Origin of the sequence: Myxococcus sp. AB025B (assembly GCF_006518215.1) — a bacterium.
In the GTDB taxonomy this organism is placed as follows: Bacteria; Myxococcota; Myxococcia; order Myxococcales; family Myxococcaceae; genus Myxococcus; species Myxococcus fulvus.
In genome coordinates this window covers 1-12407 of sequence record NZ_SRLW01000052.1, presented here as the reverse complement: position 1 = coordinate 12407, position 12407 = coordinate 1, and the positions used below count along the sequence as shown (strand labels likewise).

Here is a 12407-nt window from a genome sequence, read left to right as displayed (position 1 = left end):
ATGATTCCGGGGTGGTGACACCGCCCGACGCTCCACTCCGCCCGCTGGGTCGCAAGGCCTACGGCTCGATTCCCCACCTGCCCGGCTCGCGCACGGGTCCCGCCGACCACCACCTGAGCACCGCGCTGGCCCGCGTCTGCACCGAGCGACTTCGCGACGAGAAGGACCGCGTCATCGTCCTGGAGAAGCTGGACGGCTCGTGTGTCGCCGCCGCGAGGCTCGGGGATGAAGTCGTCGCGCTCGGTCGCGAGGGGCGCCTCGCGGCGAGCTCCCCCAACGAGGCCCGTAGGATGTGGGCGGACTGGGTCTGCCTCCACGCCGAGCGCTTCAGGGCCGTGCTCCAACCCGGCGAGTGGATGGTCGGCGAGTGGCTCGCGCTCGCCCATGGCACCCGCTACGCGCTGCCGCACGAGCCGTTCGTCGTGTTCGACCTGATGCACCAGGGACAGCGCCTGCCGTGGGAGCAGCTCACCGCCCGAGTCGGTGCGGGCGGCTTCGTCACGCCAGGGCTCATCCACGAGGGCGGCCCGCTCGACATCGAGTCCGCCATGGGGCGCCTCGCGTCGGGAGGCTTCCATGGGGCGGAGGACCCCGTGGAGGGCGCGGTGTGGCGCCTGGAGCGACAGGTCGGCAAGGGTGTCAGGGTGGAGCTGCTGACCAAGTATGTCCGTCGCGACAAGGTGGACGGGAGCCTCCTGCCCGAGAACACCGGGCGACCCGCCCACTGGAACTGGCGCCCGTCGGCGCCCTCTGCGCGGGAAGTGCTTCCATGAGCCGGGCCCTCTTCGTCACCGGGAACCGCTTCAAGGCCGACGAGGTCGGCCGACTGCTGGCGGGACTCGACGTCTCGCCCAGGAAGCTCGCGCTGCCCGGCCTCTCCGACGCGGAGCTCCAGGGCCCGGGCCCGTTGGACCTCGCGAGCATCGCGAAGCGCAAGGTGCTGGCGGCCTCCGCCGTGCTGGGCGCGCCATGCTTCGTGGAGACCACCGCCCTGGAGCTGGATGACGGCACCTGCTTCACCGGCGCGCGCTTCAAGAAGGAGCTGCTCGAGCGGGGCATGCAGGACTTCCTCTCCGAGCACGGTGGCCGTCGTGGGCGCACGCGCGTGGCCGTGGCCTTCAGCGAGGACGGGCATCCGGACCGCGTCCGCATCTTCGAGGACGCCATCGAGGGCATGCTGCTCACCGAGCCGCGTGGCAGCGGCGGCTTCGGCTGGGACAACGCGTGGCTGCCGGATGGCTACCAGCGCACGCTCGCGGAGATGGAGCGCAACAAGTTCTTCCTCAACATGCGCCACCGGCCCTACCTGGAGCTGGCCGACCTGCTGCGCCCCGCGTCCCCGGGCGGCGCCTACGAGGCCCACCTCACCGTCTCCGCCCGCTCGGAGGAGGACCTGCGGCGCTTCCGCGCGTTCTGCGACGCGGCTTCCGTGAAGTGCATCTTCATCGAGCTGGGCCGAGGCGCCGAGCCGTTCCAACCCATGACGGCCTCGTACCACCACGGCACGCTCCGCCATGCGCTGGAGGAGGTCAGGGACATGGCGCGCGCGCTCGCCAGCGACGGCTTCGACGTGACGCGAATGAAGCTGGAGGCCCTGGGCAAGAACCGCGACATGCCGGAGGACGACGCCGCGGCGCTCGCCCAGCCGTCCAATTACTTCGAGTTCCACGTGAAGGTCCTGCTCCCCGCGCACGGCGCGGACCTGGAGGCCCTGCAGGCCCGCTGCGCGAGCCATGGTGCCCACCTGTCCCGCAACGCGCGCAAGGTGCGCGAGGACGGCGCCTCCGAGCGCTTCGTCACGCTCCGCGTCCACGGCCTGGGCAAGGTGAAGGCGGACGCGCGCTTCGACGCGCTCCTCGAGGACCTCGCGGGGCTGGGTCTGCCGCTGACGCAGCGGCTGCGCGAGTACACCGTCTACGACTCCAACCACGCGTTGGACCGGGGCTGGCTGGAGACCTCGACATGAGCCCCCTGCCCTTCCCGCTCCGCGCCAGCGCCGCCGCGCTCCGTCGGCTCGCGCGCACGTCCCAGGCCCCTCACCTCATCCTGCGGGGCGGGCTGATGATGCGGCTGTGGAGCGGCCCCGTCCCGCGCCCGGTGGAGGACCTGGACTTCCTCGCGGCCTTCCCGTTCCACGAGGGCGACACGGTGGACCGGTTCGTGGACGTGCTGGGCGTGGACGTCGGAGATGGCTTCGTCTTCGGCGCCCTGCGCTCGGAGGTCATCTGGGCGGAGACACCATTCCCCGGCGTGCGCATCCACGTGGAGACCTGGCTGCCAGGCGAAGAGTCCCCTCAGCTGCTGCGCATCGACACCGGCTTCGGCGACCCGATGAATCCGCCGCCCGCCTGGTTGGACTACGCGACGGACGACGGCACCACCGCGCGCGTGCTCGCGTGTCGTCCCGAGACATTGCTCGCGTGGAAGCTCCACGGCCTCTTCGAGCGAGGCAAGGGACGCTTCCGCCCCAAGGACCTGTTCGACGTGTACCTGCTCACGCGTCACGCGCCGCTGGAGTCCGCGCTGTTGCCCGCGGCGCTGCGGCTCGCGTTCGACTCGCGCGGAGACTCGCTGGACGTGATGGAGCGGCTGGTGTCCGGCGAGCTGGGCCAGAGTCCGTGGAGCCTGGAGAAGTGGGCGCGCTATCGGGCCAGTGAGGCCGAGGGACGCCCCGAGCGGCTCTCGGAGGTGGTGACGGCGGTGTCCGTCGCCATCCGTCCGGTGTGGGCCGCGGCGCGAGCGCTTCCATCCTCGCGCCCGTGACCTGCCTGGGCGTCAGTACGAGGCCGTGAGTCCCCAGTGGATGCTGGAGTACGTGTCCTCGGCCACGCCTCCGTTGTCCCAGCCGATGCGCGCGCCCAGGCCACTGAAGGTATCCTTGTAATGCGACAGCTTGAAGCGCAGCTGGTAGCCGAACGGGCCCCACAGCTCGCCGGCGACGCCCAGCTCCGCCTCCCAGCCGAACGTCGACACTGACGTACCGTAGTCACTCACCTCCAGGTCCAGCGCGCCGCCCTCGTCATCGAACCCCTGGCCGGGCTTCGGGCTGATGAAGAGCTGCCCCGCGGCCTCCAGCCGCACCTGACGAAGCAGCGGCACGGAGACCTCCAGGCCCACCGCCGGGTACAAGCGATGCGTGCTGGACAGCGGACTGTCCGCGTCCTCCTCCACGTCGAACGCGCGCGTGAGCAGGCCCGCCTTCACCCCGGCGTAGCCCAGCAGCTGGCGCGACGAGCCGAAGCCGAAGAAGTAGCGGTACATCGCCTGCGCGGTGAGCACCGAGTCGGTGGCCACCACCTCACGCGTGGCGGACTGGCCCACGTCGTTGAACAGCGTCACGTTGGTGGAGGCATACCCGCGCCGGTAGCCCAGCACCGCGCCCAGGCCGCGCAACGCGGAGGGACGGCGCGCGAAGGGCAACAGCTCCAGCTCCGCGGAGATGCCCAGGTACGGCACGGAGGACTCGTAGTCGGCGCGATCGCCCACCTGCTCCTCCTCGGGCTTGCGGTCGAACTCGCCGCAGGACTTCACGCCCGGACGCGTGCAGTACTTCCGCCACGTCGTCGTGCCGCCCAGCGTGAGCCGGGCCAGCGGCGGACGCGGCGGCTCCTCGCCCACGGTGCCACCCGAGCCCGTGTCCAGCTCCACCTCGAGGAACGGGTCCGTCGTCGTGTGCGACTCGGGCTCCTCGTCCATCGGCGGAGGACCGTCCTTCGGCTGGGGGCCGATGGCCACCATGTCGGGCGCCTTCGGAGCGGGCTTCGGGCGCTCGGGCTCCAGCGGCTTCGGGCTCTCCACGGGACGCTCCGCCACGGGCTCCAGCGGCTTCGGCGTCTCCAACGGCTTCTCGGACGGAGGCGTCGGCGTCCGGGGCGCCTCGGCGACGGGCGTCGGAGGCGTCACGGGCTCGGCGGGAGCGAGCGGCTCGGACGGGGTGACGGGCTCCTCGAAGGGACGCGTCGCGCCACTCAGCGCCTCGCCCACCGCGGCCACCGCCAGCTTCACGTCCGCGGGCGCGAGCCTGCCCCGCGTCAGCTTCACGTCCTGCTCACCCAGCACCGCGCCGCTCGGGTCCAGCACGCGCACCGTCAGGCTCGAGCCGCTCATGGTGCCCGTGACGGCCGCGTCCAGCTTCATCTTCGGCGCCACCTGGGCCAGGGGCGCGTCGGTGAAAAGCGTGTTGCCCTTCAGGCCTTCCTTCTTGCCGAGGGTGGCGTACTGCTTCAGCGACGCCACCTTCACCGGCTTCGCGCGGCGCAGGGCCGACTCGAGCTGTGCCCGGACCTTCCCGCCGCGATCTCCCTCCACCGTCAACACGACGAGCTGCTTGGGAGCCTCCCTGGGCGTCGCCGTCTTCCTGGACTTCGCCTCCCGCGCCTTGGCCGGCTTCGCCTTCGCCTTGGGCGCCACCACCTGGGCGGGCACCGCGCGCTTCTTCTTGACGACCTGCGCCAGCGCTCCCGGGGAGGCCAGCGTCACCGCCGTGAAGAGCACCAGGCCCCAGCGGACCATCGCGTGTTGGGAGTTCATCATTCGGGACTGGAAGGTTCACCCAGCCCGCACGCGATGTCCAGGCTTGCCCGGCGGTCCGCTCTCAGGCGTTGAGGTGCGCCGGGGCTCCCACCACCGAGGGAGCGGACACGGGCCGCCCCTCCGACTCGGGCTCGTTCCCTTCCTCGTCGGGGGCCTCCCGCGCCGACCCGGTGGACTCCGCCACGTAGGCGGCGCGACCGATGCCCAGGAAGTCGCGACGGTAGATGCGCACCATCGCCATGAAGATGGACGCGATGAGCGGCCCCACCAGGAGCCCCATCATCCCGAACACGGCCAGACCGCCGAACATGGACAGGAAGACGAGCAGCGGGTGCAGCGCCATGCGCGAGCCGCACAGCCGGGGGCGGATGACGTTGTCGATGGTCCCCACCAGGAAGGTGCCCCACGCGAGCAGGAAGACGCCCTCGCTCACCTTGCCCATGGCGATGAACACCACGCCGATGGGGCCCCACACCAGCGCCGTGCCGCCCACGGGCACCAGCGCCACCAGCACCATGGCCGCGCCCCACACCCCCGCGTGCGGCACCCCGGCGATGAGCAACCCCACGAAGCCCACCGCGCCCTGGATGAGCGCCGTGACGGTGTTGCCGTAGACGATGGCGTACGCCACGTCGGTGAACTCGCGCGAGAAGGCCTCGAAGTAGCGACGGTCCAACGGAATCAGCCGCGTCACCTCCGCGACCAGCCGGCGACCGTCGAGGAAGAAGTAGTACATGGCCACCGTCATCAGGAACATGTTGATGACCAGCTCCGTGCCCGCGCCCACCAGGTCCTTGAGCAGGGCCGCGCCGCCCGTCACCGCCGCCATCAGCGAGCGCTCCGTCTGCGCGCTCTCCAGGTCGAACCGGATGTAGCGGCTCAGGCCGCGGGGCAGGCTGGAGGCGAACTGGTGACGCAGGTCCACCCGCTCGAGCAGGTCCTGCGCCTGGCCGACGAACTGGAACACCTCCCGCGCCACCATCCACCCGACGAGGGCCAGCGGCGCGAGGATGAGGAGGAATACCGTGAGGGTGGACAACCCGGCGCACAAGGGCTTGCGGCCCCGCAGCTTCTGACACAGGTAGTCCTGCACCGGCAGGAACAGGACGACCAGGAAGCCGCCCAGCAACACCGGCATCAGGAACGGCAACAGAATCCTGGAGAAGAGAATCAACGCCAGCGCAAACAGCGCCGCGAACACGTAGTTCGACCACCGCCGCGAATCAGCCACCGCCCCACCCCACCCCGCCCGACGAGCCCACTGCCCGCTTCCAACCTAGGAATCGCGCTTCCCGCCGGGAAGTCCGACATCCCCCACATGAGGACATCACCCATGACTACTGGACGTTTGACGCTGACGGGCCTCGCGGTACTGGCCACTGCCCTGGGACTCGGCGCCCCGGGCTGCGGAGACTCCGCCGCGCCGTGCACCGACTGTCCGGCGATGGAGGGTCGCTACCGCATGGCCTTCGGCGACGCGGGGGTGCCCGCCGAGTGCCTCAACCTGGGCGTGGAGCTGCCGCGCAACAGGCCCCTGGACGTCACCCGCTCGGCGGACCGACTCATTGGGAACCTGGAGGGCGTGGGACTGTTGGGGACCATCTCCGCCGAGGGCTCCTTCTCCATGGCCGGCACGGGCCCGGGACAGGACGGCGGGCGGATGGACACGCTGAGCCTCGCCGGTCGCTACACGTCCCCCGAGGGGGACGGCGGCACGGCGCGACTCGACGGGACGTTCACGGGGAACTTCTCGCGCCCGGGCGTGGAACCGCCCCAGCGGTGCAGCTTCGTCACCCCGTTCTCGGCGACCCGGGAATAGCGCCACGGGCCGCCAACGGGGCGGACCTGCCTACTTCTTCTTCTCGGCGGCGGCCTTGGCCTCCGCCTTGTTCTTCTTGGCCCGCTTCTTCCAGGCCTGCTTGATCTTCATCTGCACGCGGCGGTGCTTGCTCTTGCTGCGGGCCATCGTTGACTCCTGTGCTCCATGACGGAGACGTGAAAAGAGGCGCTTAACTATCAGAACCTGAAGGGCTCCCGGAAGAGGAACCCTCCGGAGGCGGTCCGGAGGCGGGTTCCGAGGCGGGGGCCGCCCCCTCGGCCACCTCGGGAGCGGGGCGCGTCGGGTAGGGAATGCCCTCCGCCCCCCGGACCTGGGTGGGCCGGGCGGTGGAGACGGTGACCTCCCCCTCCCGGTCCTCGTCCACGGGCTTCTCCCGGGAGGCAGGGGCGCTGCTCTGCTGGGGACGCTTCTTCACCGAGGCGAAGATGGGCTTGCACGCGTCCAGGAAGCGGCGGACCTCGTCCAGGGGGAGCGCCGGGCAGTGGTTGCCGTTGGCGCCCGTCATGGAGGTGGCCATGCACATGGCGTTGAGGATGGCCTCCTCGGTGGCCTCCATCACCGCCTCGTAGAGGGGGTCCAGGCGCTGGTCCAGCAGGAGCTTCAGCTTGTAGACCATCTTCTGCGTACGGCGCGGGATGATGTTCGCGGTGGAGAAGCCCACCACGATTTCGCCCGAGCCGTGCGCCGCGTAGCTGCCCACCCGGCCGATGCCCAGGCCCACGCGCTTGCACAGGCGGTTGATCTGATGGCTGAGCAGCGGCGCGTCGGTGGCCACCACCGCGATGATGGAGCCGTAGGTGGTGCCGCGCTTGGGGGCGCCCTTGAACTTCTCCGCCAGCACCTCGCCCACGGGCAGGCCGCCCACGCGCAGGTTGTGCATCTTCCCGAAGTTGGACATCACCAGCACGCCCAGCGTGTAGCCCCCCAGGACCTCCGGGAGCTTGCGGGAGGACGTGCCGATGCCGCCCTTGAAGTCGCACGTCACCATGCCGGTGCCGCCGCCCACGTTGCCCTCGGCCACCGGGCCGGACGCCGCGTTGCGGATGGCCTCGAAGACGTGCTCCTCGCGCACGTGCCGGCCGGAGATGTCGTTGAGCCACGAGTCATCGCACTCGCCGACGACGGGGATGATGACGTCGTGCTCGTCGCCGATGCCCGGGTAGCGCTCCACCAGGTGGCGGGCCACGCCGTCGGACACCGCGCCCACCGCCATGGTGTTGGTGAGCAGGATGGGCGTCTCGATGAGGCCCCACTCCATGAGCTGCGTCATGCCGGAGACCTCGCCCGCGCCGTTGAGCACGAAGCCGCCTCCCGTCATCCGCTCCATGAAGATGTTGCCCATGTTGGGCATGATGGCCGTCACGCCCGTGCGCACCGGGCCGTGCCCCGGCCTCAGTGGACCGTCGCCCTGGATGAGCGTGCAGTGGCCGACGAGCACGCCCTCCACGTCGGTGATGGCGTTGTACTTGCCGGGCTTGAATCGGCCCAACGGAAGTCCCAGCTCGCGGGCGCGAACCCGCGGTCCCATGTACTCGGGGATGTGCACCATGCCGGCCACACTAGCGGACCATCACCCACCGTCAACCACTCCGAGGGCGTAATATCTTCAGGCGCTCGAAAGGCCCTCGTATGAGGGCCCCCGCGGCCGCGCGTCAGGCCTTGGCTTCGATGCGCGGCACGCCGTCCGTCGACGCGGGCGCGGTGCTGGCATCATTCACGGGAGTGTTCGAGCCATTCGGCGCAGCGCTGCTCCCGGGCGCGACCGGAGCCGAGGTGACGACAGGCGCGGCGTGCTCGTCGAGCGCGGGGCCCTTGTGCAGCCCCGGCTGCACGACGGGATGCGGGTGCTCGCTGGCGGCGCGGCGCGACGCGCGCTCCTTGTAGCGGCGGATGGCGGGGGCCATGATCTCACCGATGAGCGCGCGGTAGTCCATGCCCGCGCCCTGCGCGATGAGCACCAGGTCGCTCCACCCTGGCGTGAGGCCGGGCAGCGGGTTGCACTCGATGAAGTAGATGCGCCCCTTGTCGTCCATGCGGAAGTCGATGCGCGCGACGTCGCGACATCCCAGCGCCATGAACGAGCTGCGCGCGGCCGTGCGCAGCTTCTCCAGCAGCGCGGGCTCCAGCTTGGCCGGCGCGTCGTAGCGGATGCGGTCCGTCCAATCCAGCTTGTGCTGGAAGCTGTACACGGGGTTCTTCTCCCCCTTGTCCAGGAAGACGATCTCCATGGGCGGCAGCACGCGCGGGCGCCGCTCGCCGAGCAGGCCCACGGTGAACTCGCGCCCGCCGATGTACTCTTCGATGAGCGCGGGCTGCTGGTACTTGCTGGCGATTTCCCGCACCACCTCGCGCAGCTCCGCCTCGCTGTGGCAGACGCTCTTGGTGACGACGCCCTTGGAGCTGCCCTCCGCCACCGGCTTCACGATGAGCGGGAAGGTGGTGAACTCCTTGTTGAGCCGCTCCTTGCCCGTGGCCATCAGCTGGAAGTTGGGCGTGAGGATGCCCGCCTGACGGACGATCTTCTTTGCCAGCGCCTTGTCCAAGGCAATCGAGAGCGTGGCCGGATCGCTTCCCGTGTACGGGATGTCCAGCAGCTCCAGCATGGCCGGCACCTGGCTCTCGCGGTTGCGGCCCTTGAAGCCCTCGGCGATGTTGAAGACGATGTCCAGCGGCGTGCTCGACAGCACCGTGGGCAGCTCCGCGGTGGCCTCCAGGTCGATGACCTCGTGGCCCCAGGAAGCAATCGCCTCGCGGATGGCCTGCAGCGTGTTGGGCGAGTCGTACTCGGCCTCGCTGTCCTCCACCGCCTCGCCGTGGGCGCTCGGCTTGACGCGCTTCACGTTGTACGTGAAGCCGACGCGCAAGGGCCCCGTCTTGCGCGCGGGCTTGCCCTGGCGCCGGGAGGAGTCCTTGATCTTGTAGCGCTTGGCGGCGCTCTGGATGATGAAGTTGATGACCCCGTCCAGGTGCAGGCCGTCCAGCTCCGCGGAGGCGTAGATGCCCGCGCCCGGCTCCAGGCTGGGCAGCGCGTTGATCTCCAGGAAGTACGGCACGCCCGCGTCGCTCAGGCGGAAGTCGATGCGGCCCAGGTCGCGGCAGTCGAGCGCCTGGAAGATCCTCTGCGCCATCTTCCGCACGTCCTCGGCGGTGCGCGCCGGGATGCGCGCGGGCGCGAGCACCGAGACGGCGCTCTCCTTCTTCGTCTTCAGCTCGTAGTCGTAGATGGCGTAGCGCCGGCCCGCCGTCACCGCCGGGTCCACCACGTACTCCACGGGCGTCAGCACGCCGTCGTAGTCGTTGTCCACCGCGGCCAGGAACGGCACCGTCAGATCACGCCCCGGGATGTACTCCTCCACCAGCACGCCGGCGGGGTACTTCTCCAGCGCGGCGGACACCTTGGCGCGCACCTCGTCCAGCGTCTCCGCGATGGAGTCCTGGGTGATGCCCTTGGAGGAGCCCTCGAAGTTGGGCTTCACGATGACGGGGAAGCGCAGGTTCTCCGCCGTCAGCTCGCTGAGCTTCTCCACGTACTGCCAGCCCGGGGTGCGGATGCCCTGCTTGGACAACACGAGCTTGGTGAGCTGCTTGTCCAGCGTCACCGCCAGCGCGTACGCGTCCGAGCCCGTGTACGGAAAGCCCAGCTCGTCGAAGAGCGCGGGATAGAACGCCTCACGGAAGCGGCCGCGCCGTCCCTCGGCGGTGTTGAAGATGAGGTCGGGGCTGTACGCCTCCAGCCGCGCCACGGTGCGCGAGGCGGGACCGCTGACCTCGAAGCGCTCCAGCCGGTGGCCCAGCCGCTCGATGGCCGCCGCCAGCGTGTTGACCGTCTCCTGGGTGTCGAACTCCGCTTCCTCTTCCGAATCAGACAACCTGAGATTGTGGGTCAGCGCGATGCGCACGGTAGCCCCCTTCTCTTCTTGAGCGAGCGACCGCGGCGCACCTTCGCCGCGGACATGAGTCTGCCCGGCGCGCGCTGATGCGCCACCGGGTCGCGGGCTGCAACGGTTGCGCCCGCCACAACCTTCCCGTCCACCACCTGCGTCTGCGCCCAGGTGTCGCCGAGCCGCCAGCCGAGCGGATCCCTCACCACGCGCCACGCCTCGATGCCGCCGATGACGACCAGCCCCGCCACCGCGGCCACCGGCCCCAAGGGCTCCGGCATCATCCCCAACAAGACGATGAGCGACAGCGGCGCGTTGCGCAGCGTGCTGTCGCGGTGTCGCGCCGCCGAGCGCGTGGGCAGGTGCATCACCTTCACGCCGAAGATGCGCTTGCCCACGCTCTGGCCCTGGAGCATCCCGTCCGCGAGCAGGAGGAACAGCAGCGCGACGACGGAGCCCGCGCGACCGCACACGACATACAGGCCCCACGCCACCGCCACGTCCACCGCGCGAGCGCCAAGGCGCAGCCACAGCGACGCCTTCGGGTACGGTGAGCCCGGCTCGCTGTCCTCGACGACCAGCCGCAACGCGCGGCCACCGCCACGGCTGGCCGCCATCAGGATGCGCTCTGGGGTCGCGCTCACTCCTCGGGCTCCAACGTGAGACCCTCCTCGGGTGGCTCCGGCTCGTCCAACCCCGCCAGCCGCGCCAGCCGCTCATGCGCGCTCAAGGGATGGAACGGAGGATGGGAACCCTCGCCCGGCGTCCACGCATTCCCCGCCGACGTCGGACCCGACTCGGACAGGCGCAAGAGTTTCGCCCGCGCCGCGTCCTCGTCCGGCGCCGCCGCCGCGCCCTCCCGGGTGAAGAAGATGAACGCCATGGCCGGCCGCTTGGAGGACTCGCGCATCGCGAACTGCACGCCGTCCAGGTTCCAGCCCTTCGCCGTCCACTCGTTCAGGGTGCGCTCCAGCGCTCCCTCGTCCACCGTGGACAGCTCGACCACTTTGTACTGCAACGAAGCCCCGGTACGAATCACGGGGGCGCGCCGGGTGCCGGAGCGCTTCGGCTTCGCCGGACCGCGCCGACGTTGGGGCGGGGGCTTCTCCGACTTGCGTCTGGGACGCTTCTTCTTGGTGGGCATCGTGCGTCGGCTATTTGGACGCAACGCCCGCGGCGGATCAAGCGCAACCCGCGCGCGGGCCCTGGTGGTGTTGGCTACAGGAGCTTCGCGGCTTCCAGCGCGTGGTAGGTGATGATGAGGTCGGCGCCCGCGCGCTTGATGCCGGTGAGCGTCTCCAGCATCACCCGTTCGTAGTCAATCCAACCATTCTGGCCGGCGGCCTTGAGCATGGCGTACTCGCCGGAGACGTTGTAGGCGGCCAGCGGCAGGTCGAAGCGCTCGCGCACGGCGCGGATGACGTCCAGGTAGGCCAGGGCGGGCTTCACCATCAGCATGTCGGCGCCCTCCTCCACGTCCAGCGCGGCCTCCTTGAGCGCCTCGCGCACGTTGCCCGGGTCCATCTGGTAGCCGCGGCGGTCGCCCGACTTGGGCGTGCTCTGGGCGGCCTCGCGGAAGGGACCGTAGTAGCCGGAGGCATACTTCACCGCGTAGGACATGATGGGGACGTCGATGAGGCGCACCTCGTCCAGCGCCTTGCGGATGGCGCCCACCCGGCCGTCCATCATGTCCGAGGGGGCGATGATGTCCGCGCCCGCCTGGGCGCAGGTGACGGCCATCTGCGCGAGCAGGGGCAGCGTGGCGTCGTTGACCACGTGGCCGTCCTCCAGCACCCCGCAGTGGCCGTGGTCCGTGTACTCGCACAGGCACACGTCCGCGATGACCTGGAGGTCGGGCTCGGCCGCCTTGATTTCACGAATGGCGCGCTGGACGATTCCGTCGCGCGCGTAGCCCTGGGTGCCCTGCCCGTCCTTGTGGTCGGGGATGCCGAAAAGGATGACGGAGGGGACGCCCAGGGACTTCGCCAGGCGGGCCTCGGCCACGGCGTGCTCGAGCGAGAGGTTGAAGATGCCCGGCATGGAGGCGATGGGACGGCGCACGTCCCGGCCCTCCACGACGAAGAGGGGGTAGATGAAGTTCCCCGGGTCGAGGCGCGTCTCGCGCACCATCTCGCTGTCTCTTACACACATCT

Annotated in this window: 12 protein-coding genes; 4 read left to right on the top strand and 8 right to left on the bottom strand. The window is 70.2% G+C overall.

All coding sequences use genetic code 11. The features are described from left to right. The first annotated feature begins 14 nt into the window (after positions 1–14). From FL311_RS11275 to FL311_RS11265, 3 genes are read left to right on the top strand one after another with little or no spacing between them, the layout of a single operon-like run. Positions 15–773: an RNA ligase family protein gene (locus FL311_RS11275; RefSeq protein ID WP_141325044.1), complete on the top strand. Its 759-nt coding sequence runs from the start codon at positions 15–17 to the stop codon at positions 771–773. Continuing rightward, positions 770–1966 carry a non-canonical purine NTP pyrophosphatase gene (locus tag FL311_RS11270; protein WP_141325043.1) on the top strand — a complete coding sequence of 399 codons (1197 nt, stop codon included), beginning with the start codon at positions 770–772 and terminating at the stop codon, positions 1964–1966. The genes FL311_RS11275 and FL311_RS11270 overlap by 4 nt, the downstream gene beginning before the upstream one ends. Then, positions 1963–2763 carry a nucleotidyl transferase AbiEii/AbiGii toxin family protein gene (locus FL311_RS11265; RefSeq protein WP_141325042.1) on the top strand — a complete coding sequence of 267 codons (801 nt, stop codon included), beginning with the start codon at positions 1963–1965 and terminating at the stop codon, positions 2761–2763. Before FL311_RS11270 ends, FL311_RS11265 begins: the two co-directional genes overlap by 4 nt. A gap of 12 nt (positions 2764–2775) precedes the next feature. Here the strand turns inward: FL311_RS11265 and FL311_RS45010 are convergent, their stop codons facing one another. Then, complete coding sequence (locus FL311_RS45010; RefSeq protein ID WP_228556814.1) at positions 2776–4533, bottom strand: hypothetical protein; 1758 nt, start codon at positions 4531–4533, stop codon at positions 2776–2778. 61 nt (positions 4534–4594) lie between these two features. After that, a complete protein-coding gene (locus tag FL311_RS11255; RefSeq protein ID WP_141325041.1) occupies positions 4595–5764 on the bottom strand; it encodes an AI-2E family transporter in 1170 nt (389 codons plus the stop codon). Between the two features lie 102 nt (positions 5765–5866). Here FL311_RS11255 and FL311_RS11250 point away from each other — a divergent pair, with 102 nt between their 5' ends. Continuing rightward, positions 5867–6352, top strand: a complete 486-nt coding sequence (locus FL311_RS11250) for a hypothetical protein (protein ID WP_223749957.1) — start codon at positions 5867–5869, stop codon at positions 6350–6352. A gap of 30 nt (positions 6353–6382) precedes the next feature. Here FL311_RS11250 and FL311_RS11245 read toward each other — a convergent pair whose 3' ends face one another. The 6 genes from FL311_RS11245 to hemB all read right to left on the bottom strand — a co-directional run bounded on the left by FL311_RS11245 (position 6383) and on the right by hemB (position 12405). Further along, positions 6383–6499, bottom strand: a complete 117-nt coding sequence (locus tag FL311_RS11245; protein ID WP_046713536.1) for a hypothetical protein — start codon at positions 6497–6499, stop codon at positions 6383–6385. A 43-nt stretch (positions 6500–6542) separates the two neighbouring features. Continuing rightward, a complete protein-coding gene (locus tag FL311_RS11240) occupies positions 6543–7922 on the bottom strand; it encodes a P1 family peptidase (protein ID WP_141325040.1) in 1380 nt (459 codons plus the stop codon). Between the two features lie 103 nt (positions 7923–8025). Continuing rightward, complete coding sequence (locus FL311_RS11235) at positions 8026–10272, bottom strand: ATP-grasp domain-containing protein (protein WP_141325039.1); 2247 nt, start codon at positions 10270–10272, stop codon at positions 8026–8028. Beyond that, positions 10257–10871, bottom strand: a complete 615-nt coding sequence (locus FL311_RS11230; protein ID WP_141325065.1) for an RDD family protein — start codon at positions 10869–10871, stop codon at positions 10257–10259. The genes FL311_RS11235 and FL311_RS11230 overlap by 16 nt, the downstream gene beginning before the upstream one ends. 23 nt (positions 10872–10894) lie before the next feature. Then, positions 10895–11398, bottom strand: coding sequence for a hypothetical protein (locus FL311_RS11225; protein WP_141325038.1), 504 nt, complete (start codon positions 11396–11398; stop codon positions 10895–10897). A 74-nt stretch (positions 11399–11472) separates the two neighbouring features. Beyond that, positions 11473–12405, bottom strand: a complete 933-nt coding sequence (gene hemB / locus FL311_RS11220; protein WP_141325037.1) for a porphobilinogen synthase — start codon at positions 12403–12405, stop codon at positions 11473–11475. Positions 12406–12407 lie beyond the last annotated feature (2 nt).